The 23,917-nt window shown below is 73.1% G+C and carries 21 protein-coding genes; 7 read left to right on the forward strand and 14 right to left on the reverse strand.

From position 1 onward, the window contains the following. Positions 1-7: 7 nt before the first annotated feature. Positions 8-1,033: a hypothetical protein gene (locus ACIP2X_RS30235; protein WP_401679248.1), complete on the forward strand. Its 1,026-nt coding sequence runs from the start codon at positions 8-10 to the stop codon at positions 1,031-1,033. A gap of 61 nt (positions 1,034-1,094) precedes the next feature. Here ACIP2X_RS30235 and ACIP2X_RS30240 read toward each other — a convergent pair whose 3' ends face one another. The 5 genes from ACIP2X_RS30240 to ACIP2X_RS30260 form a co-directional block, all read right to left on the reverse strand. Then, entirely contained in the window at positions 1,095-3,224 is a 2,130-nt protein-coding gene (locus ACIP2X_RS30240) for a 3-hydroxyacyl-CoA dehydrogenase NAD-binding domain-containing protein (RefSeq protein WP_401678850.1), read from the reverse strand. Continuing rightward, complete coding sequence (locus ACIP2X_RS30245) at positions 3,221-4,438, reverse strand: thiolase family protein (RefSeq protein ID WP_401678853.1); 1,218 nt, start codon at positions 4,436-4,438, stop codon at positions 3,221-3,223. Before ACIP2X_RS30245 ends, ACIP2X_RS30240 begins: the two co-directional genes overlap by 4 nt. Before the next feature lie 259 nt (positions 4,439-4,697). Then, positions 4,698-5,987, reverse strand: coding sequence for a ribonuclease D (locus ACIP2X_RS30250; RefSeq protein WP_401678856.1), 1,290 nt, complete (start codon positions 5,985-5,987; stop codon positions 4,698-4,700). A gap of 249 nt (positions 5,988-6,236) precedes the next feature. Continuing rightward, on the reverse strand, positions 6,237-6,899 hold the full coding sequence (locus ACIP2X_RS30255) for a response regulator transcription factor (protein ID WP_003993737.1): 663 nt from the start codon (positions 6,897-6,899) through the stop codon (positions 6,237-6,239). Between the two features lie 396 nt (positions 6,900-7,295). Beyond that, complete coding sequence (locus tag ACIP2X_RS30260; protein ID WP_401678858.1) at positions 7,296-7,922, reverse strand: DUF3000 domain-containing protein; 627 nt, start codon at positions 7,920-7,922, stop codon at positions 7,296-7,298. A 190-nt stretch (positions 7,923-8,112) separates the two neighbouring features. On the opposite strand from ACIP2X_RS30260, the gene hemE reads away from it, so the two are divergent. After that, entirely contained in the window at positions 8,113-9,180 is a 1,068-nt protein-coding gene (hemE, locus tag ACIP2X_RS30265; RefSeq protein ID WP_401678861.1) for a uroporphyrinogen decarboxylase, read from the forward strand. A gap of 4 nt (positions 9,181-9,184) precedes the next feature. Here hemE and ACIP2X_RS30270 read toward each other — a convergent pair whose 3' ends face one another. Beyond that, positions 9,185-10,009 (reverse strand): rhomboid family intramembrane serine protease, encoded by an 825-nt coding sequence (locus tag ACIP2X_RS30270; protein ID WP_401678864.1) that lies wholly within the window; start codon positions 10,007-10,009, stop codon positions 9,185-9,187. 123 nt (positions 10,010-10,132) lie between these two features. On the opposite strand from ACIP2X_RS30270, the gene ACIP2X_RS30275 reads away from it, so the two are divergent. Then, positions 10,133-10,459 carry a hypothetical protein gene (locus tag ACIP2X_RS30275; protein ID WP_401678867.1) on the forward strand — a complete coding sequence of 109 codons (327 nt, stop codon included), beginning with the start codon at positions 10,133-10,135 and terminating at the stop codon, positions 10,457-10,459. A gap of 31 nt (positions 10,460-10,490) precedes the next feature. Here ACIP2X_RS30275 and ACIP2X_RS30280 read toward each other — a convergent pair whose 3' ends face one another. Further along, positions 10,491-11,426, reverse strand: coding sequence for a helix-turn-helix transcriptional regulator (locus ACIP2X_RS30280; protein WP_401678870.1), 936 nt, complete (start codon positions 11,424-11,426; stop codon positions 10,491-10,493). Between the two features lie 206 nt (positions 11,427-11,632). On the opposite strand from ACIP2X_RS30280, the gene ACIP2X_RS30285 reads away from it, so the two are divergent. Together ACIP2X_RS30285 and ACIP2X_RS30290 are read left to right on the forward strand one after the other, a co-directional pair. Further along, on the forward strand, positions 11,633-12,868 hold the full coding sequence (locus tag ACIP2X_RS30285) for an MFS transporter (RefSeq protein WP_401678874.1): 1,236 nt from the start codon (positions 11,633-11,635) through the stop codon (positions 12,866-12,868). Positions 12,869-12,906: 38 nt separating this feature from the next. Further along, positions 12,907-13,347 carry a GFA family protein gene (locus ACIP2X_RS30290; RefSeq protein ID WP_401678875.1) on the forward strand — a complete coding sequence of 147 codons (441 nt, stop codon included), beginning with the start codon at positions 12,907-12,909 and terminating at the stop codon, positions 13,345-13,347. A 30-nt stretch (positions 13,348-13,377) separates the two neighbouring features. Here ACIP2X_RS30290 and ACIP2X_RS30295 read toward each other — a convergent pair whose 3' ends face one another. Both ACIP2X_RS30295 and ACIP2X_RS30300 read right to left on the reverse strand, forming a co-directional pair. Then, the gene (locus ACIP2X_RS30295; protein ID WP_401678878.1) at positions 13,378-14,772 is read right to left on the reverse strand and encodes an FAD-dependent oxidoreductase; all 1,395 of its coding nucleotides are present in this window, start codon (positions 14,770-14,772) and stop codon (positions 13,378-13,380) included. 9 nt (positions 14,773-14,781) lie between these two features. Beyond that, complete coding sequence (locus tag ACIP2X_RS30300; protein WP_401678881.1) at positions 14,782-15,747, reverse strand: DUF4349 domain-containing protein; 966 nt, start codon at positions 15,745-15,747, stop codon at positions 14,782-14,784. 181 nt (positions 15,748-15,928) lie between these two features. Here ACIP2X_RS30300 and hemG point away from each other — a divergent pair, with 181 nt between their 5' ends. Both hemG and hemQ read left to right on the forward strand, forming a co-directional pair. Beyond that, the gene (hemG, locus tag ACIP2X_RS30305; RefSeq protein ID WP_401678884.1) at positions 15,929-17,383 is read left to right on the forward strand and encodes a protoporphyrinogen oxidase; all 1,455 of its coding nucleotides are present in this window, start codon (positions 15,929-15,931) and stop codon (positions 17,381-17,383) included. A gap of 5 nt (positions 17,384-17,388) precedes the next feature. Further along, positions 17,389-18,120 carry a hydrogen peroxide-dependent heme synthase gene (gene hemQ, locus ACIP2X_RS30310; protein ID WP_401678887.1) on the forward strand — a complete coding sequence of 244 codons (732 nt, stop codon included), beginning with the start codon at positions 17,389-17,391 and terminating at the stop codon, positions 18,118-18,120. Positions 18,121-18,147: 27 nt separating this feature from the next. Here the strand turns inward: hemQ and ACIP2X_RS30315 are convergent, their stop codons facing one another. The 5 genes from ACIP2X_RS30315 to ACIP2X_RS30335 all read right to left on the reverse strand — a co-directional run bounded on the left by ACIP2X_RS30315 (position 18,148) and on the right by ACIP2X_RS30335 (position 23,907). Next, a complete protein-coding gene (locus ACIP2X_RS30315; protein ID WP_401678888.1) occupies positions 18,148-19,797 on the reverse strand; it encodes an alpha/beta hydrolase in 1,650 nt (549 codons plus the stop codon). A gap of 137 nt (positions 19,798-19,934) precedes the next feature. After that, positions 19,935-20,711, reverse strand: a complete 777-nt coding sequence (locus tag ACIP2X_RS30320) for a TIGR04222 domain-containing membrane protein (RefSeq protein WP_401678891.1) — start codon at positions 20,709-20,711, stop codon at positions 19,935-19,937. A gap of 96 nt (positions 20,712-20,807) precedes the next feature. After that, complete coding sequence (locus ACIP2X_RS30325; protein WP_401678894.1) at positions 20,808-22,130, reverse strand: DUF692 domain-containing protein; 1,323 nt, start codon at positions 22,128-22,130, stop codon at positions 20,808-20,810. Positions 22,131-22,287: 157 nt separating this feature from the next. Beyond that, positions 22,288-23,076, reverse strand: coding sequence for a DUF4142 domain-containing protein (locus ACIP2X_RS30330; RefSeq protein ID WP_401678897.1), 789 nt, complete (start codon positions 23,074-23,076; stop codon positions 22,288-22,290). A gap of 123 nt (positions 23,077-23,199) precedes the next feature. Then, on the reverse strand, positions 23,200-23,907 hold the full coding sequence (locus ACIP2X_RS30335; RefSeq protein ID WP_401678900.1) for a peptidyl-tRNA hydrolase: 708 nt from the start codon (positions 23,905-23,907) through the stop codon (positions 23,200-23,202). Positions 23,908-23,917: the final 10 nt, after the last annotated feature.

The raw sequence follows: 23,917 nt of genomic DNA on the forward strand, positions 1-23,917 counted from the left end.
CGTGCCAATGGTCCCTGCGGTGAACGGTGACTGGGTGATACGAGGCCGCGACGGGCGGCTCGGCGTCTACGCCCCGAGGGGCGAGGCCGTCCATTGCCGGGCCGAACGTCATCCGGGCGGCGCCTGGCTGCCACCGCGCAGGGCGGGCGGCGAGCAGCGGCTGCTGCCCGGCATCGCGGTCGGCCAGGGAGCCGACGGGTACGCGCATCTCGTCGCCTGGCGTCCCACGCCGAACGGCGAGGCGGGCCTCGTGCACTCCACGCACTTCCGCCCGCACCTCGCCCCGCTGGACTGGCTTCCGATCGGCCACCCCGACAGGAAGGGGGAGCGGACCGGGATGCCGGCGGTCGCCGTGGACGCCGAGGGGCGTGCCTATCTCTTCGTGCGCAGTGGGAACCAGGGCGTCCGGACCACCAACCAGAAGGAGCGCGGCGGCTGGAACGGCTGGCACGACCTGCCGGGCACCGGGGTGCACGAGGAACTCGTCGCCGTCACCGCGCAGTCGGGCCGGGTCGAGGTGTACGCCACCCACGCCGACGGCGTCCTGCGCTGGTACCAGCAGGAGCCGGGGGCGCGTCCGGTCGCCGCGGACCCGCTGGCGGTGCCGGTGGCGCCGGGCTCACTGAGCGCGCTGCCCACGTCCAAGGAGCACACCACGCTCTTCTTCGCGGATGACGGGGGCACGCTGTACGCCTGGCGTCCCGACGGCGACCCGGTCGCGCTGATCACCGCGGCCGGTCCGGGTCCGGTGGCGCTGCTGCGCTGTGCGCTGGACGGCCACGACTGCACGCTGCTCGCCCAGCGCTCCTCCTCGGGGCGGGTGGCCTTCGCGGCCTACCCCACCGAGCGGGAGGCGGCGGGCCTGTGGTGGACCGAGTCGGGGCCCGAGCTGCCCGCGGGCTCGCGGGTCGCGCTCGCGGAGGACGCCCAGGGCCGCGTCGTCGCCGTGACGGCCACGCCGGAGGGCGAACTGCGGGTGGCCCGCCAGAAGGACGAGCCGGGACTGGCGCTGGCGGCCTGGCGGCTGATCTGAGTCCCCCGGTACCGGCAGAGGGCCCCCGCCGTGGCGGGAGCCCTCTGTCCGTGTCAGGCGGTTACGCCGGGACGCTCGCGATGCCCTGCTCCAGGAACCGCTTGCCGGTCACCCGCTCGGAGACGCCCTCGCGGTCCAGGTACGGCGTGATGCCGCCCAGGTGGAAGGGCCAGCCGGCACCGGTGATCAGGCACAGGTCGATGTCCTGGGCCTCAGCGACGACGCCCTCGTCGAGCATCAGCCCGATCTCCTGCGCCACCGCGTCCAGCACCCGGGCCCGCACCTGCTCCTCGGTGAGCACCGAGTCGCCCTGCTTCAGCAGCGCGGCGACCTCCGGGTCCAGCTCGGGCCTGCCGCTGTCGTAGACGTAGAAGCCGCGCTTGCCCGCCTCGACGACCGCCTTGAGGTTGGGGGAGACGGTGAAGCGGTCCGGGAACGCCTTGTTGAGGGTCTCCGAGACGTGCAGCCCGATGGCCGGGCCGACCAGCTCCAGCAGCACCAGCGGCGACATCGGCAGCCCCAGCGGCTCGATCGCCTTCTCCGCCACCTCGACGGGCGTGCCCTCGTCGATGACGTTCTGGATCTCGCCCATGAAGCGGGTCAGGATGCGGTTCACGACGAACGCCGGGGCGTCCTTGACGAGGACCGCGGTCTTCTTCAGCTTCTTGGCGACGGCGAACGCCGTGGCCAGCGAGGCGTCGTCGGTCTGCTCGCCGCGGACGATCTCCAGCAGCGGCAGGATCGCGACCGGGTTGAAGAAGTGGAAGCCGACGACCCGCTCCGGGTGCTTCAGCTTCGACGCCATCTCCGAGACGGACAGCGAGGAGGTGTTGGTCGCGAAGATGGCGTGCGCCGGGGCGACGGCCTCGACCTCCGCGAACACCTTCTGCTTGACGCCCATCTCCTCGAACACGGCCTCGATGACGAAGTCCGCGTCCGCGAAACCCTCGGCCTTGTCCAGGACACCGGTCACCAGCGCCTTGAGGCGGTTGGCCTTGTCCTGGTGGATGCGGCCCTTGCCGAGCAGCTTGTCGATCTCGGCGTGGACGTAGCCCACACCCTTGTCGACGCGCTCCTGGTCGATGTCGGTCAGCACGACCGGCACCTCCAGGCGGCGCAGGAACAGCAGCGCGAGCTGGGAGGCCATCAGACCGGCGCCGACGACGCCGACCTTGGTGACCGGGCGCGCCAGGTTCTTGTCCGGGGCGCCGGCCGGGCGCTTGCCGCGCTTCTGCACCAGGTTGAAGGCGTAGATGCCGGCGCGCAGTTCGCCACCCATGATCAGGTCGGCGAGCGCCTTGTCCTCGGCGTCGTAGCCCTGCTGGAGGTCGCCGTTCTTGGCGGCGGCGATGATGTCGAGGGCGCGGTAGGCGGCCGGGGCGGCGCCGTGCACCTTGCCGTCGGCGAGGAAGCGGCCCTTGGCGACGGCCTGGTCCCAGGCCTCACCGCGGTCGATCACCGGGCGCTCGATGCGGATCTCGCCCTTGAGGACGGCGGCCGTCCAGATGAGCGACTGCTCCAGGAAGTCGGCACCCTCGAAGATCGCGTCGGCGATCCCGAGCTCGTAGACCTGCTTGCCCTTGAGCTGCTTGTTCTGGTTGAGGCTGTTCTCGATGATCACCGAGACGGCCTTCTCGGGGCCGATCAGGTTCGGCAGCAGGGTGCAGCCGCCCCAGCCGGGGACCAGGCCGAGGAAGACCTCGGGGAGCGAGAAGGCGGGGATGGCCGCGGACACCGTGCGGTAGGTGCAGTGCAGGCCGACCTCGACGCCGCCGCCCATCGCGGCGCCGTTGTAGTACGCGAACGTCGGCACGGCGAGGCCGGCGAGGCGCTTGAAGACGTCGTGGCCGCCCTTGCCGATGGCGAGCGCGTCCTTGTGCTCCTTCAGCAGCTCGACGCCCTTGAGGTCGGCGCCGACGGCGAAGATGAACGGCTTGCCGGTGATGCCGACGCCGACGACGTCGCCGTCCCCGGCCTCCTTCTCGACCTGGTCGATCGCGGCGTTCAGGTTCGCCAGCGACTGCGGTCCGAAGGTGGTCGGCTTGGTGTGGTCCAGGCCGTTGTCCAGGGTGATCAGGGCGAAGCGCCCGGCACCCAGGGGGAGGTCGAAGTGGCGTACGTGCGCACTCGTGACGACCTCGTCCGGGAACAGCGCCGAGGCCTGCTGCAGAAGCTCGGTGGTGGTGCTCACTTGTCCCCCTCGAAGTGCGGGTTCTCCCAGATGACCGTCGCGCCCATGCCGAAGCCGACGCACATGGTGGTCAGGCCGTAGCGGACGTGCGGCTGCTCCTCGAACTGGCGGGCCAGCTGCGTCATCAGACGGACGCCGGAGGAGGCCAGCGGGTGGCCGAAGGCGATGGCGCCGCCGTACTGGTTGACGCGCGCGTCGTCGTCGGCGATGCCGTAGTGGTCGAGGAAGGCCAGGACCTGGACGGCGAAGGCCTCGTTGATCTCGAAGAGGTTGATGTCCTCGATCGACAGGCCCGCCTTGGCGAGGGCCTTCTCGGTGGCCGGGATCGGGCCGTAGCCCATCACCTCCGGCTCGACGCCCGCGAAGGCGTAGGACACCAGGCGCATCTTGACCGGCAGGTCGTGCTCACGGGCGAAGTCCTCGCTCGCGATGATCGACGCGGTGGCACCGTCGTTCAGACCGGCCGCGTTGCCCGCGGTGACCCGCCCGTGCACACGGAACGGGGTCTTCAGACCGGCCAGGCTCTCCAGGGTCGTCCCCGGGCGCATCGGCTCGTCGGCGGTGACCAGGCCCCAGCCCGTCTCACCGGCCTCGGCGTTGGTGCGGCGCACCGAGACCGGCACCAGGTCGGCCTGGATCTTGCCGTTGGCGTACGCCTTGGCGGCCTTCTCCTGGGAGCGCACGGCGTACTCGTCGGCGCGCTGCTTGGTGATGTGCGGGTAGCGGTCGTGCAGGTTCTCCGCGGTCATGCCCATGAACAGGGCCGACTCGTCGACCAGCTTCTCGCTGACGAACCGCGGGTTGGGGTCGACGCCCTCGCCCATCGGGTGGCGGCCCATGTGCTCGACACCGCCGGCGATGACGGCGTCGTACGCGCCGAAGGCGATGGAACCGGCCGTGGTGGTCACGGCGGTCAGCGCGCCCGCGCACATGCGGTCGATCGAGTAGCCGGGCACCGACTGCGGCAGGCCCGCGAGGATGCCGGCCGTGCGGCCGATGGTCAGGCCCTGGTCACCGATCTGCGTGGTCGCGGCGATGGCGACCTCGTCGATCTGCTGGGGGTCCAGGCCGGGGTTGCGGCGCAGCAGCTCCCGGATCGCCTTCACGACGAGGTCGTCGGCGCGGGTCTCGTGGTAGATGCCCTTCGGGCCCGCCTTGCCGAACGGGGTGCGGACGCCGTCTACGAAGACGACGTCCCTGACGGTACGAGGCACGATGGCTCTCCTCCAGGGTGCGGGATGGCACTGCTGCGATGCGGCTCACTGAGCGCGCGCTCAGCCCCATGCTACTTATGGGTAACGTAGCTGCCCAGTCCCCCCGGGATGAGCGGCGAAGGTCACACCGCGCACCGGGGCACCCGGACGGGGGATGGCCGAATATCGACGCGGCGAGCGACGTCCTCCACGGGCGGGGGAGCTGCGCGCCGGCCCCCGACCGCCCGTGGTCACCGCTCGTCGGAGGGCCGAGGGGCGCTCAGGCGCCCTTCGCCTCCAGCGCGTCCACCAGCACCGGCGTCACCAGCTCCACCTGCCAGGGGCGCGCCCCGTGCCCGGCCAGTGCGGCGCGCACGGACTCCGGGTCGGCCACCGCCGGCGGCTCCCAGCACACCCGCCGCACGGTGTCCGGCGCGATCAGGTTCTCCTGGGGCAGCCCGAGCTCCTCGGCCAGCGCGGACACGCCCGCACGGGCCGCGGACAGCCGCGCCGCCGCCGCCGGATCCTTGTCCGCCCACGCCCGGGGCGGGGGAGGCCCCGCGACCGGCTGCCCCGGCTGCGGCAGCTGGGCCTCGGGCAGCGCCTTGGCGCGGTCCACCGCAACCTGCCACTGCTCCAGCTGTCTACGGCCCATCCGGTGCCCGAAGCCGTTCAGCGCGGAGAGCGCCTGCACCGTGGCCGGAAGCGCGAGCGCGGCCTCGACGATGGCCGCGTCCGAGAGCACCTTGCCGGGCGAGATGTCCCTGCGCTGCGCGATCCGGTCCCGGGTCTGCCACAGCTCACGCACCACGCCGAGCTGCCGCCGGCGGCGCACCTTGTGCATCCCGGACGTACGGCGCCAGGGGTCCTTGCGGGGCTCCGCCGGAGGCGCGGCCGCGATCGCGTCGAACTCCTGCCGGGCCCACTCCAGCTTGCCCTGCCGGTCCAGCTCCTTCTCCAGGGCGTCCCGCAGGTCGACGAGCAGCTCGACGTCGAGCGCCGCGTAGCGCAGCCAGGGCTCGGGGAGCGGCCGGGTGGACCAGTCGACGGCGGAGTGGCCCTTCTCCAGGACGAACCCGAGCACGCTCTCGACCATGGCGCCGAGGCCGACCCGGGGGAAACCGGAGATCCGCCCGGCCAGCTCGGTGTCGAACAGCCGCGTCGGCACCATGCCTATCTCCCGCAGGCACGGCAGGTCCTGGGTGGCGGCGTGCAGCACCCACTCCACCCCGGACAGCGCGTCGCCGAGCGCCGAGAGGTCGGGGCAGGCCACGGGGTCGATCAGCGCGGTGCCCGCGCCCTGACGGCGCAGCTGCACGAGGTAGGCGCGTTGTCCGTAGCGGTAGCCGGAGGCGCGCTCGGCGTCGACGGCGACGGGACCGGAGCCGGCGGCGAAGGCGGCGATCACCTCGGCGAGGGCGGCCTCGTCCGCGATCACGGGCGGAATGCCCTCACGCGGCTCCAGCAAAGGGATCGGCGCCTCCGTAACAGAAGCTCCGCCGTCTTCCGGAGGGGCGCCTCCGGTGGTTCGCAGTGAACTGTCTGCTGCGGTTTCTTGGGCGTCGGTCACCTGTCAAGGGTATCTGTGTATGCGCGGCGCCCGCCGACGGAACGTTACGTCGGCGGGCGCCGGAAGGTCGCAAACCAGTCAGGTCCCGGGGGTTCCCGGTCACGGCCGTCCGGCGAACGGGTGGCTCGGGACCGTGCTCGGGGAGGGACCGGCGGAGGGATCAAGGGAGCGTTCGGGGGGAGACCAGGCGAGGGACTGGGGGAGGGACAGTGGCATGCGGCGGGCGGGCGAGGCGGTGGTGGGCGGTGATCAGTGGATGATGCCGGTGCGCAGGGCCACGGCGACCATTCCGGCGCGGTCACCCGTGCCGAGCTTGCGGGCGATCCGGGCGAGGTGGCTCTTGACGGTGAGCGCGGACAGGCCCATCGAGACGCCGATCGCCTTGTTCGACTGGCCTTCGGCGACCAGGCGCAGCACCTCGACCTCGCGGCCGGAGAGCTCGCGGTAGCCACCCGGGTGACTCGGGGCACCCGGGGGGCGGCGGTGCAGACGGGCGGCGGCCGCGCCGATGGGGGCGGCACCCGGTCGGGTGGGGAGCCCGACGTTGGTACGGGTGCCGGTGACGACGTAGCCCTTCACACCGCCCGCGAGGGCGTTGCGCACGGCGCCGATGTCGTCGGCGGCCGACAGGGCGAGCCCGTTGGGCCAGCCCGCGGCGCGGGTCTCCGACAGCAGCGTCAGGCCGGAACCGTCCGGCAGGTGGACGTCGGCGACGCAGATGTCGCGGGGGTTGCCGATGCGGGGACGAGCCTCGGCGATGGAGGAGGCCTCGATGACATCGCGCACACCGAGCGCCCACAGGTGGCGGGTGACGGTGGAGCGGACGCGGGGGTCGGCCACGACCACCATCGCGGTCGGCTTGTTCGGGCGGTAGGCGACCAGGCTTGCGGGCTGCTCAAGGAGAACGGACACCAGGCCTCCTGGGTGCGGGGACGGAGTCGGCTCGTGGGGGGCGAAGCCGGGACGAACCGTGCTTTCAAGGTCACAGTCGTCTTCGGCACCAAACCGGTCTGCCTTTAGAGAATGATCACGATCTGGTGAGTAACAATCCGAGCAATTCGGACACGCGAGCGATCATCCGAAGATCGAACGGTTTCGGTTCGATTCGTTGTCAGGCCGAAAGTGGCCGTATCGACAAAGAGATCCGCCCGAATGGGTGCATGCGTGTGTGCCCGGCCCGAAATCGGCGAGCCGGGGTACGGGAAAGGGGTCCGACGGACCGGAATTGTCGGATTCCGGCCGGAGTCCGGCCGGAATCGCCAGAGGGGTTGCCCGGGAGAGGGTGAACTGCCGTTCGCGCGCCGCCGGTCAGCGGGCCTGCGGGTCGCGCCGCTGCGGCAGGGTCACCACCGAGGCGTCACCCGGGCCCGCCGGCGGCAGCCCCGCGATCTGGGCCAGCAGATCGCACCAGGAGGCGAGATGGGCGCCGGTGTCCGGTACGCCGCCCAGTCCCTCCCGGGGCGTCCAGGAGGCCCTGATCTCGATCTGGGAGGCGGCGGGACGCGCGGACAGCCCGCCGAAGTAGTGCGAACTCGCGCGGGTGACGGTCCCGCTGGGTTCGCCGTACGTCAGGCCGCGCGCCTGGAGCGCGCCGGTCAGCCAGCTCCAGCACACCTCGGGCAGCAGCGGGTCGGAGGCCATCTCCGGTTCCAGCTCGGCCCGCACCAGCGTCACCAGCCGGAAGGTCCCGTGCCAGGCCTCGTGCCCCGCCGGGTCGTGCAGCAGCACCAGCCGGCCGTCGGCCAGGTCCTGGTCGCCGTCGACGACGGTGGCCTCCAGCGCGTACGCGTGCGGGGCCAGCCGCTGGGGCGCCCGGGTGGGCTCGACCTCGATCTGCGGCCGCAGCCGCGCGCAGCGCAGTCCCTCGACGGCAGCCCGGAAGAGTGGCGGAGCAGTGTCGCCCGTATGCAGGTGCCCCTCCTTCGAGTCGTCCATTCCGCCAGCGTCGTCCGACAGTCGTCCCTGAGCCGCAGCCATGCGGTGCAGATTAAGGGGAACGGACGCCCGGTGCAGGCTAGACACCCCGCCCGGCGGTACCGGGACGCCGGGTCCTGCCACTAGAGCACCCGTCGCCGGCACCGGAGGCCCCGCCGTGCCCGTTCGGCCGCCGTGCGAAACTTTCCCCGTGAGTGCCAACGGAAGCCCCACGGGCCAGCAGCCGACAGCGACATACGACTCCGCCTTCCTGAAGGCGTGCAGGCGCGAGCCCGTGCCGCACACCCCGGTGTGGTTCATGCGGCAGGCCGGTCGCTCGCTGCCCGAGTACCGGAAGGTGCGCGAGGGCATCCCCATGCTGGAGTCGTGCATGCGGCCCGAGCTGGTCACCGAGATCACCCTCCAGCCGGTGCGCCGGCACCACGTGGACGCGGCGATCTACTTCAGCGACATCGTCGTCCCCCTCAAGGCCATCGGTGTCGACCTCGACATCAAGCCCGGCGTCGGCCCGGTCGTCGAGCGCCCGATCCGCTCCCGCGCCGACCTCGCGCAGCTGCGCGACCTGACCCCCGAGGACGTCTCCTACGTCACGGAGGCGATCGGCATGCTGACCGCCGAGCTCGGCGCGACGCCCCTGATCGGTTTCGCGGGCGCCCCGTTCACCCTCGCGAGCTACCTCGTCGAGGGCGGTCCGTCCCGCACGTACGAGAACGCCAAGGCGATGATGTACGGCGACCCGCAGCTGTGGGCCGACCTCCTCGACCGCCTCGCGGACATCACCGCCGCCTTCCTCAAGGTGCAGATCGAGGCGGGCGCGAGCGCGGTCCAGCTCTTCGACTCCTGGGCCGGTGCCCTCGCCCCCGCCGACTACCGGCGCTCCGTCCTGCCCGCCTCGGCGAAGGTGTTCCGCGCGGTCGAGGCCTACGGCGTCCCGCGCATCCACTTCGGCGTCGGCACCGGCGAGCTGCTCGGCCTGATGGGCGAGGCCGGCGCGGACGTCGTCGGCGTCGACTGGCGCGTCCCCCTCGACGAGGCCGCACGCCGCGTCGGCCCCGGCAAGGCGCTGCAGGGCAACATCGACCCCACGGTCCTCTTCGCCACCCAGGAGGCCGTCGAGACCAAGGCCCGCGAGGTCCTCGACACGGCGGCGGGCCTGGAGGGCCACGTGTTCAACCTCGGTCACGGCGTCATGCCGTCCACCGACCCGGACGCCCTGACCCGGCTCGTGGAGTACGTCCACACGCAGACCGCCCGCTGAGCGCTCACCACGTCTGCCGGGGCCGCGCCCGCCTGCCGAAGAGCAGGCCGCGTGGCTCCGGCGGTGGTGGTGTCCCCGGTTTGAGGGGCCAGGCGAGGAGCATGCCGGCCAGGAAGCCGACGATGTGGGCCGCGTACGCCACGGTGCCCGCGGCGGAGACCCCCTCGCCGGAGGAGTACACCGCCTGGAGCACGAACCAGAAGCCCAGCACCATCCAGGCCGGCAACCGCAGCGGCAGGAAGATCAGGAACGGGACGAGCACCCACACCCTGGCCTTCGGGAACAGCACCAGATAGGCGCCCAGCACACCGGCGATCGCTCCCGAGGCGCCGATCAACGGCTCCGCGGAGCCGGCGTTCAGGACCGCGAAGCCGTACGACGCCGCGTAGCCGCAGACGGCGTAGAACAGGGTGAAGCGCACATGCCCCATGCGGTCCTCGACGTTGTTGCCGAAGATCAGCAGGAAGAGCATGTTGCCCAGCAGGTGCAGCCAGCCGCCGTGCAGGAACATCGCCGTGAGCACGCTCAGTTCGGGCGACTTCTCGTACGTCGGCGGACCCACCACGCACCCGGGTCCCCGCGGGCCGACCGCGGTCTCGCCGGTGGGCACCAGCTGGGGCAGCTGATGGTGGATCAGCTCCTGGGGGACCGCCGCGTACCGGTCCAGGAACGCCTGGAGATGGCACAGTTGCGCCAGGCTGCTGTCGCCGGCCACCGAGCCGGCGAGGCCGGGCGTGAACAGGAACACGATCACGTTCGCCGCGATCAGCGCGTACGTCACCCAGGGCGTACGGCGCACCGGGTTGACGTCATGGACGGGGATCACCACAAGGAAGTACTGCCCTCGATGGGACCGTCGAACCGGTGAACGCCGCCCGGCGGGCGCGCGTATCTCCTCTCGACCGGCCGCGGCCCGGCGAGGCGCGTCGCGGGACGACGTGAGGAACAGGCGATGAACGACCGAGTTACTCCTCCGATGCAGGCCACCCCCGACGGCGAGGCGCAGCTCGCGCTGGTGGTGCACCTCCCCTGGGAGGACGTCGCGCGGCTCGGCCAGGAGGCCGGCCGGATGGCGGCGCAGTTGCAGCGGCCGGTGACCCTGGACGAGGCGGTCGGCAACCGGCTGCGGTCCGTCTCCCCGGGCGCCCACGCCAAGCCGTCGGGCGCCCAGCCCACGGCCATGCCGGCGGCGTCCGCCGGCTCGGTGTCCTCCCTGCCGTCCCGGCCGCCGGGGGAACAGGCCCGGCAGGCGATCGACCGCATCAACGGCACGGCCTGAGAGGCGCCCGGGCCCGCCCGGCGAGCAGGGGTCAGTCGACCGGCCGCTCCTGCGAGGCGTCCGCTCCCCAGCTGGCCAGCAGGCGCAGCGCCTCCGCGGAGGGCGAGCCGGGCCCGGCATGGTACGTCGTCAGTGACTGCTCCTGGTCGCCGGGTAGCGTGAGGGTCTCGTAGCGCAGGGTCAGTTCCCCGACCAGCGGATGTGACAGGCGCATGAGGCCGTGCGTCTTCCTCTTGACGTCGTGCGCGGCCCACAGCCTGCGGAAGTCCTCGCTCTTCATCGACAGTTCGCCGATCAGCGAGGCGAGCGGCCCGTCGTCCGGGTGCAGTCCGGCCCACAGCCGCAACTGCCCCACCACGTCGTACGCCTTGGCCTCCCAGTCCGCGAACAGCCTGCGGGACGCCGGGTCGAGGAAGGTGATCCGCGCCCAGTTCCGGTCCCGCGGCGCACGGGCCGCCCAGTCGCCGAACAGGGCCGACGCGGTCTGGTTCCACGCCAGCACGTCGGTGCGGCGACCCCACACATAGGCCGGCAGGCCCTCCATCGCCGTCAGCAGGTCCTGGACCTCGGGCCGCACCTGCCCGCGCGCCGGCTCGGGCCGGCGGTGCCGCTGCGGCCGCACCAGCCGCAGCAGGTGGGCGCGCTCGGCCTCGGAGAGCTGGAGCACCCGGGAGATCGCGTCCAGCACCTCCTGGGAGACGTTGCGCGCGTTGCCCTGCTCGATGCGCGTGTAGTACGCCGCGGAGACCCCCGCGAGCTGCGCCACCTCCTCCCGCCGCAGACCCGGCGCGCGGCGCCGCTTGCTGTGGTCGGTGAGCCCCGCTTCGGCCGGGGTACGGCGGGCGCGGCGGGTGCGCAGGAACTCGTTCAGCTCCGCCCGGGTGTCGAGGCCTTCCTGGGGGCCGGTCTCCGGGGCCGGTCGCGAGACGGCCGACGGTTCGGGACGGGCGGCTCGATGGGTTGCCATGTCCTCGAGTATCGCTCGGCACCACGAGCCGGAACTGTCCCTGCTGGTGATAGCTCTGCGAGACGTGGACGAAGTGGGTGTCTGGCCCGCCTCCGGCGTCCGGAGGAGGCTCGACGTGTCCCCGAGCCACGTCCGACCGGACCCGGCCCACGCCCAGGGCCGCGTCCGCGTCGACGTGTGCCCCGCACCGTTCCTGGAACAGGACCATGACCGACACCAGCACCACCTCCGCAGTCCCGTCCGGGGCGGCCTCCGCGCGGGGCCGCCTCCCGGGCAAGGCCCTGCTCGGCCTCTTCCTGGCCGGCTTCATCAGCATCCTCACCGAATGCCTCCCGGCCGGTCTGCTGCCGGAGATGAGCCGCACCCTCGGCACCAGCGTCTCGCTGACCGGCCAGACCGTCACGCTCTACGCCCTGGCCACCGCGCTGGGCGCCATCCCCCTCGCGCGGGCCACGGCCGGCTGGTCACGCAAGCACGTGCTGCAGCTCGCCCTCGCCGTGGTCGCCGTCGCCAACGTGCTCACCGCGCTGTCCGGCACCTACACGCTGACCCTGGTGCTGCGCTTCGTCGCCGGTCTGGCGACCGGCCTCATCTGGCCGCTGCTCGGCGGCTACGCGGCCCGGCTCGCGCCCGAGGGCCGGCAGGGGCGGGCCATCGCCGTCGCGCTGGCCGGAACCCCGGTCGGCCTGGCCCTCGGCGTCCCGCTCGGGACCTGGCTCAGCGGCCTCGGCGGCTGGCAGCTCGCCTTCCACGCCTCGGCCGCCGTGGCCGTCGCGACCATGGCCTGGGTCCTCGTCGCCCTTCCGGACCTGCCGGGACGGCCGGTCGACACACGGTTCCCGATCTCGCGGGTGCTGGTCATCCCCGGTCTGCGCCCCATCCTGTTCGCGCTGGCCACGTACATGATCGCGCACAACATCCTCTACACGTACATCACCGACCTGCTCGCCTACGCGGGCATGGCCGCCCAGACGGGCTGGGTGCTGTTCGCCTTCGGGGTCACCTCCATGCTCAGCGTGGTCGTGGTCGGCGCGCACATCGACCGGCACCTGCGCACGCTCACGGTCGGCAGCACCGTCGTCTTCGCGGCCTGTGTGCTCGTCCTGGCCCTTCTGACGGACACACCGGCGCTGGTCTACGTCGCCGTCGCGGCCTGGGGCTTCGCGTTCGGCAGCTCCCCCAGCCTGTTCGTCGGCGCCGCCATCGAGGCCACGGGCGAAGCCGCCGACGTCGCCCAGTCCGTCACCATCACGGTCTTCTCCGCCTCCATCGCCGTCGGCGGCCTCGTCGGCGGCCTGCTGCTCGCGAACCTCAGCACCGCCTCGATCACCTGGGCGGCACTGATCCTCCTGATCGCCGCCGCCGCGACCGTCGTCGGCGGCAGGAACCACGCCTTCCCGCGGAAGACCCGCTCCGCCGCGGCCACCCGGCCGAGCGCCTGAGCAAGCCGAGCGCTTCAGCAAGGAGAGAAAGCAAAGCAATGAACGAACAGACTGACGTCATCGCCGCCGACGGTCCCCGCACCGGACACTGCCTGTGCGGATCGGTCAGCTACCGCTTCGACGCGGAGCCCGAGACCGTCGTCCTGTGCCACTGCGCCCATTGCCAGCGGCACACCGGCGCCGCGTTCTCGGTCAATGTGCTGGTGGCCCGCGAGGCACTGGAGATCATCGGATCGCCCAAGTCCTACCGGACCGTCGGAGTCGAGAACGGAAACCCGCGGGACAGGCTTTTCTGCGGCGACTGCGGTACACCGATCTTCACGGTCCTGCACGAACGGCCCGACCTCGTGATCGTCAAGGCCGGCACCCTCGACGACCCGTCCGGGCTGAAGCCGGCCGCCGAGGTCTGGTGGCGCAGGGCCCAGGACTGGATCGAACCGGCGGCGGACAGGACGAGGTTCGCCGGGGACGCGCAGTAACCGCCGTCGCGCCCGCGCAGACCCCGACGCTCAACCGCCCCGCACCTTCCCCGCGGCCTTGCGCGCGGCCACCAGTACGGGATCCCACACCGGGGAGAACGGTGGGGCGTACCCCAGGTCCAGCGCCGTCATCTGCTCCACCGTCATCCCGGCCGTGAGCGCCACCGCCGCGATGTCGACCCGCTTGCCCGCTCCCTCCCGGCCGACGATCTGCACGCCGAGCAGCCGCCCCGTGCGGCGCTCGGCGAGCATCTTCACGGTCATCGCGGAGGCTCCGGGGTAGTACCCGGCCCGGCTGGTGGACTCGATCGTCACCGCCTCGAAGCGCAGACCCGCCCGCAGCGCGTCCTTCTCCCGCAGCCCGGTCCGGGCGATCTCCAGGTCGCACACCTTGCTCACCGCGGTGCCGACCACCCCGGGGAACGTCGCGTACCCGCCTCCCACGTTCATGCCGATGACCTGGCCGTGCTTGTTGGCGTGCGTGCCGAGGGCGATGTGCCGCTCCCGCCCGGCGACCAGGTCGAGGACCTCCACGCAGTCCCCGCCGGCCCAGATGTTCTCGTGGCCGCGCACCCGCATCGCGAGATCGGTCAGCAGCCCGCCGTGCTCCCCCAGGGGCAGGCCCGCCGCCCTCGCCAGCGTCGTCTCGGGGCGTACCCCGATGCCGAGCACGACCACGTCCGCCGGGTACTCGGCGTCCTCCGTGGCCACCGCCCGCACCTGACCGTCGTCCCCCGTGAGGATCTTGGTGACCTCGGCGTCGTTGACCATGGTGATGCCCATGCCCTCCATGGCCTCGTGCACCAGCCGTCCCATGTCCGCGTCGAGCGTGGACATGGGCTCCGCGCCCCGGTTGACGACCGTCACCTCGTAGCCGCGGTTGATCAGCGCCTCGGCCATCTCGACACCGATGTAGCCCGCGCCGACGACCACGGCGCGGTTGCCGCCCGCGCGGGTGAGGGTGTCCAGGAGCTCCTGGCCGTCGTCCAGGGTCTGCACCCCGTGCACTCCGGGCGCGCCGGCGCCGGGCATGTCGGGGCGGATCGGCCGGGCCCCGGTGGCGATCACGAGCTTGTCGTACGGCGTCCAGGACTCGGCCCCCGAATCCACGTCCCGCGCGCGTACCCGCGCCCCGGCGACGTCGATCTCCACGACCTCCGTGCGCAGCCGCAGGTCGATGTCGCGTGCGCGGTGCTCCTCGGGGCTGCGGGCGATGAGCTCGTCCCGCTCGGCGACCTGGCCGCCCACCCAGTACGGGATGCCGCACGCGGAGTACGAGGTGAAGTGGCCGCGTTCGAAGGCCACGATCTCCAGCTCGTCGGGGCCCCTCATCCGGCGGGCCTGGGACGCCGCGGACATCCCCGCGGCGTCCCCGCCGATCACGACCAGTCGTTCTCTCGTACCGCTCGCAGCGCTCATGCTCATGCGCACACGCTACGACCCGGACTCCTTTCGGTCCTGCCCGCCCCGCTCCGGCGCCGGGGCGGTCCGGTCCGCCCTGCGCGGCCGCACGAGGCGCAGCCAGACGAGGGCGAGCAGCGCCGCGAGCGCCGCGAACGGCAGGACAGCGCCCAGGGCGACCACGATCCAGCGCACCATCGTCACGAAGGCGTTCCAGCCGCCCGCCAGCGCGTCGCTGAACCCGGGGTCGCTGTCGTCGTCCGCCGCCTTCGCCGTCGGCCTCTCGGACAGCGACAGGGTGATGGTGGACAGGCTCGTGCGGTCCTTCAGGGACGCCTGCTGGGCGAGCAGCGACTCCAGGTCGGCCTGGCGGGCGCTCAGCTCCCCCTCCAGTTCCACCACGTCGCTCAGCCCGGTCGCCCGGTCCATCAGCTCGCGGATCCTCGCGACGCTGGCGCGCTGGGTCCTGATGCGGCTCTCGACGTCGACCACCTGGTCGGTGACGTCCGTCGCCTTCGCGGTGCGGTCGAGGAGCCTGCCCGCACCCTCCAGGTCGGCGAGCACGTCCTCGTACTCCGCGACGGGCACCCGCAGGACGACGCGGGTGCGCTCGTTGCCGTGCTCGTCCCGGGTGGTCGTCTCGCTGCCGACGAAGCCGCCCGCGGTCTCGGCGGTCGTCCGGGCCTCGTCGAGGGCTTCGGGCACATCCTTGACCTCCACCGTCAGGGAGGCGGTGCGGATGATGTGGCTCGTGGGCAGCCGGGGGGCGGCCGGGGGCTTCTCGGCGCCGGAGCGGCTGTCGCTGCCGTAGGCGCCCTCCTTGGCGCCGGGCTCCACGGCCGCGTGGTCCTGGGCGGCGGCCGCCTCGCCCGCGGAGTCGGACGAGACGTCGTCCCCGCCGCTGCACCCGGTCAACGCCAGGGCGGTGGCGAGCAGGAGCCCGGCCAGGGCCGGGGCGGGGCGGGCGGCGAAGAGGCGTGCGGTGCGTCGTGCGGGCATGTGGGCGAACCCCCGGGGGTCGTGGCAACGGACGCTCCTTGGACGCCGGGACCGGTACGGACGTTGGACAGGCCCGGTCCCGATGCGATCCCGATGCGGTCACGGCCGGGACTCGGTGGGGCCGCCGGGTCCGAGCCCGGCCGTCGGGATGACTGTCGGTGGCGTCTGAGAAGGTGGAGCCATGAACGCAGCACGCACCGACGCCGGGCAGGCCGTCGTGATCGGAGCCGGAATCGCCGGGCTGGCCGCCGCCCACCGGCTGCTGGACCGGGGGGCGCGGGTGACCGTGCTGGAGGCGTCCGGCCGGGTCGGCGGCAAGCTGCTGCCCGGCGAGATCGCGGGCGTGCGCGTGGACCTGGGCGCCGAGTCGATGCTGGCCCGGCGACCCGAGGCGGTCGCCCTCGCGCGCGAGGTGGGCCTCGCGGACCGGCTCCAGCCGCCGTCCACCGCGACGGCGGCCCTGTGGACCCGGGGCGCGCTGCGCCCGATGCCCAAGGGACACGTCATGGGCGTGCCCGGCACCGCCTCCGCGCTCGCGGGCGTCCTGTCCGAGGAGGGCCTCGCGCGCATCGAGCGCGAGGCCGCTCTGCCCCGCACGGAGATCGGCGACGACGTCGCGGTGGGCGAGTTCGTGGCCGCGCGGCTCGGCCGCGAGGTCGTCGACCGGCTCGTGGAGCCGCTGCTCGGCGGCGTCTACGCGGGCGACGCCTACCGCATCTCGATGCGCTCGGCCGTCCCCCAGCTGTTCCAGGCCGCCCAGGCGCACGACTCGCTCACCGCGGCGGTCCGGGAGATCCAGGCCAAGGCGGCCCCCGCCGCGCAGACCGGGCCGGTGTTCATGGGCATCGAGGGCGGCGTGGGCGGCCTGCCGCTCGCCGTGGCCGAGTCGGTGCGCGCCCGCGGCGGTGAGATCGTCACCGGGGCCCGGGTCACCGAGCTGCGCCGCGCGGGCCGCACGGGCTGGCGGGTCGTGGCCGGCGGCCGTGTCCTGCACGCCGACGCGGTGATCGTCGCCGCGCCCGCACCGGCCGCCGCCGAGCTGCTGCGCGCCGAGGCACCGGCGGCCGCGACCGACCTGGCCGCCGTGGAGTACGCGTCGATGGCGCTGGTCACCCTCGCCTACCGCAGGTCCGAGGCCAGCCTCCCCGAGGGCAGCGGCTTCCTGGTGCCGCCGGTCGACGGACGGACGATCAAGGCGTCCACGTTCGCCTCCCAGAAGTGGGGCTGGATCGCCGGTGACGACCCGGACCTGGTCGTGCTGCGCACCTCCGTCGGCCGGTACGGCGAGACGGAGATCCTCGGCCGTGACGACGACGGTCTGGTGGACGTGTCACGGCACGACCTCGAAGCGGCCACCGGCCTGGACGCCAAGCCCGTCAGGACGCGCGTCACCCGCTGGGACGGAGGCCTGCCGCAGTACCCCGTGGGCCACCACGCGCGCGTGGCCCGCGTCCGGGAGCAGGTCGGCAAGCTCCCGGGCCTCGCCGTGTGCGGAGCGGCCTACGACGGCGTGGGGATCCCGGCCTGCGTCGCCGGCGCGTACGCGGCCGTGGACCAGATCCACGGCGACCTGGCGGCGGTGCGCGAGCTCACCGCCCACCCGGTGCAGAGCCTGCACGGCGGAGCGGGAGAATAAGGGACATGAGCGACGACGCCTCCACCACCGCCCCCGACCGGATCCCGAACAAGGGCAAGCTGGCCAAGGACCTCAACGAGGTCATCCGCTACACCCTGTGGTCCGTGTTCAAGCTGAAGGACGTGCTGCCCGAGGACCGCGCGGGCTACGCCGAAGAGGTCCAGGAGCTGTTCGACCAGCTCGCCGCCAAGGACGTCACCGTCCGCGGCACCTACGACGTCTCCGGGCTGCGGGCCGACGCGGACCTCATGATCTGGTGGCACGCCGAGACCAGCGACCAGCTGCAGGAGGCGTACAACCTGTTCCGCCGCACCAGGCTGGGCCGCGCCCTCGAGCCGGTGTGGTCGAACATGGCGCTGCACCGCCCCGCCGAGTTCAACCGCAGCCACATCCCGGCGTTCCTCGCCGACGAGACGCCCCGCGCGTACGTCAGCGTCTACCCCTTCGTGCGCTCCTACGACTGGTACCTGCTGCCGGACGAGGACCGCCGCCGGATGCTCGCCGACCACGGCAAGATGGCCCGCGGCTACCCGGACGTGCGCGCCAACACGGTCGCCTCGTTCTCCCTCGGCGACTACGAGTGGATCCTCGCCTTCGAGGCCGACGAGCTGTACCGCATCGTCGACCTCATGCGTCATCTGCGCGCCTCGGAGGCGCGGATGCACGTCCGCGAGGAGGTGCCGTTCTACACCGGCCGCCGCAAGGAGATCGCGGAGCTGGTCGCGGGCCTCGCCTGAGCGGCGAAGGCCCGCGGCGGCGGCACGCTACCGGCCGGGGACGCTCCGACCGACGGCGTCCGTCGTCCCTTCGGCGTCCGTCGTCCCTTCGGCGCCCGGCTTCGGCTCCGGGTGCGGTGCGCAGTTCGCGCGGCGCGCCGGGAGCCGGCCCTCGATCAGATACGCCTCCAGGTAGGCGTTGACGCAGGCGTTGGGGCCGCCCGCGATGCCGTGCGTGCCGGCGTCCCGTTCGGTGACCAGCACCGAGCCGGACAGCCGGCGGTGGAGTTCGAGGGCGCCGTCGTAGGGGGCGGCGGCGTCCCGTTCGGCGGCCAGGATCAGCGTCGGCGGCAGCTCGCCCGGCCCGGTCCGCACGTCCAGCGGCCGCTGCCGCGGCACCTGCCAGTGCGCGCACGGCAGGTTCAGCCACACGTTGTTCCACGTCTCGAACGGCGCCACGCGCGCGAGCCGGGTGTTGTCCCGGTCCCACACCTTCCACTCCGTCGGCCAGGGCGCGTCGTTGCACTCGACGGCCGTGTAGACCGCACGCGAGTTCTCCGCCTGCGACGCCGACCCCTCCCGCGGCGCGGCGAGGTCGATCAGGGGCCGGGGATCACCCTTCAGATACGACGACAGCGCCTGGGCCCGCGAGGGCCAGTGGTCGTCGTAGTAGCCGGCGTCCAGGAACGCGCTCTGCAACTGGCCCGGCCCGACCTTCCCGCCCGCCGGTTCGTCCGCGAGCCGGGCACGCGCGGTGTCGTAGCCGTGCTGCACCTCCTCGGGAGTGGCCCCGAGGCCGTACACGGAGTGGTGCGCGGCGATCCACTCCTTTATGTCCGTCCAGCGGTCCTCGAACGCCGCCGACTGGGCGAGGTTGTTGCGGTACCAGACCTGCGCCGGGTCGGGGTCGACGGCCGAGTCGAAGACCATCCGCCGGACGTGCGAGGGGAACATGGTCGCGTACAGGGCCCCGAAGTAGGTGCCGTACGACGCCCCCAGGAACGTCAGCCGGTCCTCGTCCAGCGCGGCGCGCAGCACGTCGAGATCGCGGGCGTTGTTCAGGGAGTGGTAGTGCCGCAACGCCTCACCGGACCGCTCGGCGCAGCCGCGCGCGTAGGCGGCGGCCCGCGCGACGCGCTCCCGCTTGTACGACTCCGAGGGGTGCGTGGGCGCGGACGACGGTCCCGTGAAGTGCTGTGCGGGGTCCTCGCAGGAAAGCGGCGCGGAGTGGCCGACGCCGCGGGGGGCGTATCCGACCAGGTCGTAGGCGGCGGCCAGGCGCTGCCAATGCGGAAGGTGACCGATCATCGGGAACTGCAGCCCGGAGGCGCCCGGCCCGCCCGGGTTGTAGACCAGGGCGCCCTGACGGGGCACCTTGCGCTTGCTGTTGCCGGGGTCGCGCTGGGTGGCCGGCATCCGGCTGACCGTGAGACCGATCTGCTCGCCGTCGGGTCGCGCGTAGTCCAGGGGGACGGTGACGGTGCCGCACTCCATGCCCGGCGGGGTCTTCGCCCCGTCCAGCGCGTCGGCGCAGTCGCCGAAGTCGACGCCGGCGGCAGCGGCGCGGGCGGCGGCCACGGTGGTGCCGCGCACCTCGGCCGTCGCGTCCGGGCGGGCCGGGGCACTGCCGGCGGGGGCGGCGGCGAGGCCGGTGAGGAGCAGGGAACCGGCGGCCGTGTAGAGGGCGGCAGCTCTCATCGCGAATCCCTTCGAAGCGCGGCAGCGACAGAAGGGATGTTTCGTACGATTGTGAGGAAAGGCAAGCACAGGTGGCCGGTGTCGGCCCCAATGCGCCCATACGCCCCCGGGGGCGTTCCGGACCCGGTGAGACCCCGTCAGAAGCGGCGGTGGGGCCCGCGGTGCGCGAAAGCCGCCCGCAGGTCGGGCTCCCCGACCGCGCGGATGCCGCGTACGGCGACCGAGGTGAGGTAGGCGCGGTCGTCCCCGGTGTCGTCCGGGTGCCGGGCCAGCGTGCCGAGCAGGCGCTGCCCGGCCGGGGAGGCCCAGCGCGAGTAGGGATGCGCCTCGATCCGGGCCAGGACCAGGCAGCTCAGGCAGAGGATCTGCGGCAGGGCGAACCAGAGCGCGACCAGATGGCCGGGCACGCTTTCCTGAGCGGGCATCAGCAGCGCCGCCACCCCGAGCGCGAGGACCGCCAGAGAGGCGATCCGCACCTGGCGCACCCCGGACCCGACGGTGATCCCCGCACCGGCCGGCACGGCGAGACCGGCGCTGACGAGCCGGTCGGCCAGGCCGTGCACCGCGTCGGCGGACGCCGCGGCGGCCCGCACGGGGGCGATGGGGGACTGCCCTTCCGGCCCGATGGCGCCTATCACCGACCGCTCGATGTCGTCGCGCCCTCGCGGGTCCACGACGGTCGCCCAGCCCGTGTGCGCGAGGAGCAGGCGTCGCTGGCGGGCCATCGACACCAGTGTCAGGTCGGCGACCCGCGCCGGTCCGCCGGACAGGAAGGCGGCCTCGTACAGCGTCAGGTCGTGCTTCCCGCACGGCTCCGCCTCGGCGTCCGCCGCGCGTACGGCGGCCAGGCACAGCCGGGTGCACGCCAGACCGGCCACGGCCCATGCCAGCAACAGGAGGAGGACCCAGAACATGCCGTTTTTCTATGCCAACCGACTGGGAAACTCCATGCCTTGTTCACATTCCGGGACGGAGCGTTGTCGGTATGTGACGTTCCGCATGCCCGGCGGTCAACGGCGCAGCAGGACCCGCCGGGCCCGGGCCATCCGCGAGCGCGGACGCGGCGCCGGTCCGGAGCGGTCCAGCCACCATTCCCGCAACTCCCGCCGTGAACGGGCCTGCTGGGGCCGGCCGGCCAGCAGCAGCTCCTCGGCGAAGTCCAGGGCGTCCCGGCGGTACCCCCCGGTCATCGGGTGCCGTTGCGCGTACGCCAGGAAGGAGGCCCGGTAGGCGGCGCCCAGGATCACCGGCAACTCCGGGGCCACCTTGGCCACCACGTCCGCCCGCTTCCCGGCCAGCGCCCGCGCCTGCACCCCGAGCCGCGCCCGGTCGAACCCCTCGGGGACCGGGGTACCGGCCACCAGGGCGGAGAGCAGCGCGGCCTGCGTGAGAGCGAGTCGCTGCCGGGCGGGATCGGTGGGGGAGCCGGTGGACCCGGCGCCGGCCGACCCGGCCGTGGCGGCAGGGCCGGCAGCCTCCGCGCTCAGCGGTGGTCGCGTGCCCGCCCGCGCTCCCTGCGCCAGTGCCTCCCGGATCGCCGTCAGTTCGCCCTCCAGCTCGGCGGGTTCCGGGAAGTTCTCGTCGCGTTCCAGCAGGACGCCCGGCGGGGTGACCAGGGACGCGAGGTCGGTGAGGATGTCGAGGACCGGGCGGGGGACGGGGTGGGCGTGGCTGTCGTGCCAGACGCCGTCGCGTGCGAAGCCGCCGGCGACATGGACGTACGCGACGGCCTCCAGCGGGAGTTCGGCGAGCGCCTCGGCGGGGTCCTCGCCCCGGTTGACGTGGTTGGTGTGCAGGTTCGCCACGTCGATCAGGAGCCGTACGCCGGTGCGGTCGGCCAGTTCGTACAGGAACTGGCCCTCCGTCATCTCCTCGCCCGGCCAGGAGATGAGCGCGGCGATGTTCTCGACGGCGAGCGGCACCGGCAGCGCGTCCTGCGCGATGCGGACGTTCTCGCACAGCACGTCGAGGGCGTCCTTGGTGCGCGGCACGGGCAGCAGGTGCCCGGCCTCCAGGCGCGGGGACGCGGTGAGCGGGCCGCCCGCACGGACGAAGGCGATGTGCTCGGTGACCAGGGGCGCGCCGAGCGCCTCCGCCCGTTCGGCGAGCGCCGTCAGACGCCCGGGGTCGGGCCGTTCGGCGTCACCGAGGCCGAGGGAGACGCCGTGCGGCACGACGGTCACCCCGCGCTCGCGCAGCCGCAGCAGCGACGGCGGAAGATGTCCCGGGCAGAGGTTCTCGGCGACCGCCTCGACCCAGTCGACGCCGGGCATGTGCTCCACGGCGTCCGCGATCTCCGGCCGCCACCCGATTCCGGTTCCCAGCCGCTGCATGGCCCCCTCCTTCACCTCTGCCCTCCGGCACCTGATGCGCTGTGTCGTCCCCTTCGACGGACCGCTCTTCTCCGGCGTGAAGGGGGTATGGCCCCGCTCCCGGGGCCCGAACCCTGCCGCATCCGCCTTCAGAGCAACATTTGAGGTTGTCCGCGGGTCACCCGAGGACGCCGGCGGTGTCCTCCGGGTCCGGCCGCTTGGTGTTGACCGTGCCCGGCGCGCCCGGCGACGGCTGGGACGTCGTCTGGACGTTTCCGGTCGCCTCGGCGGCCGGCGCCGAGGGCACGATCTGGCCGGGGACCGGGGCGGGCGGACCGGTCGGGCTGGAGGTCGCGGCGTTCGCGGCGGCGTTGGCGATGGCGTCGAAGTCGACCCGGCCGGTCTTCTCCAGCACGGTGATGTGGTCGAGGACGGTCTGGTTGGCGTCCGAGGCGAGCTGGCGGACGAGCGTGTTGCGGGTGCTGTTGCGGACCGCGCCGATCGCCGGGAAGATCTTGCCGTGCGCGGAGCGCAGCAGGTTGGCGAACTTGTACTCGTACTCCACGCCGCTTGCCGCGGTCATCTCGTTCAGCCAGCCCTGCTGTTCCTCGGTCGGCTGGTTGGGCAGCTCGACGCCGAGCTGGGCGGCGACGATCCGGACCCGCTTGTCGAGGTCCGTGTGGCCGACGATCAAGTGGTCCGCGGCCTCCTTGACCGCCGCGCTGGTGGGGCGCTCCATCGCCTGCTGGCCCGCGGGCAGCTCCCACAGACCGGCCAGCCGCACCCGGACGATGAGATCACGGTCCTGCGCGGTCAACGGCCCCCACTGGGTGTTCACGGTTCCGGCGTCCATGTTCGCCTGGCCGGTGCCGGAGCGGTCGGCGTACGACCACACCGGGAAGGCGAGCGCGCCGACGGTGGCGGCGAGCGCCGCGATGATGAGGGCCGTACCGTTGATACGCCGCAAGGGATGCCTCCTGGGAGAAGCCAACTGGTCGTTGGTGCACGAGTCGCTAGGCCAGCGCCAGGAGATACGCGGTACGGACCCCGGATGTTCAAGGCTCCGTGAAACCGCGGCCCGAGAAGTTTCTCAGCGCAGCGCCGGGTGGTCGGCGACGACGGTGCAGCTGCCCGCCGGGATCTCGGTGAACCCGGCGTCGCGCACCAACGGCAGCCCGGACGCGGTGAGGTGGGGCCAGCGGTCCCGGGGCGCGGTCCGCACGGCGAGCGGGAACCCGGCGTCCCGCCAGGCCGTGCGCTCGGCGTCGGACAGCGCCCACCAGGCGAGTTGGGCGCCGTGACCGGCCTGGGCCATCGCCTTGCCCGCCGACATCACGATCTCCGGGTTCAGCCAGAGCACCGGTGCCCCCGGGTCGGCCTCGGCCGACGGCTCGGGGTCGTCGAGGTCCGTCCCGGAGACCTGCAGCCGCGCCAGGTCCTTCGGCCAGCCGTCCAGGGGGACCGGCGGGAAGACCCGCACCTCGGCCGCCTTGCCGGTCACCGTGATGCCGGGCAGCGCCTCGGCACGCCGCCACTCGGCGCCCCGGGCCCGCCGCACCACCTTCCGGATCCGCGCGTCCTCCCAGTCCCGCACGGCCTCGGCCCACTCCCCGTCGCCCAGCGAGCGCGCGTCGCTCAGCATCACGAGCACGGCACGGGCGGCCGTCTCCAGGGCGTCGGTCCGGGCGGGCGGGGCGTCCCGCTCCAGCCGCACGACCAGCGGCAGCACGAACTGGGGCGCGACGTCGCGCGGGCCGGGCTCGGGGCGGAAGGGGCCGACTGTCGGTTCGGTGGTCACGCGCTCCAGT

Source organism: Streptomyces sp. NPDC089424, assembly GCF_044749345.1.
GTDB lineage: Bacteria > Actinomycetota > Actinomycetes > Streptomycetales > Streptomycetaceae > Streptomyces.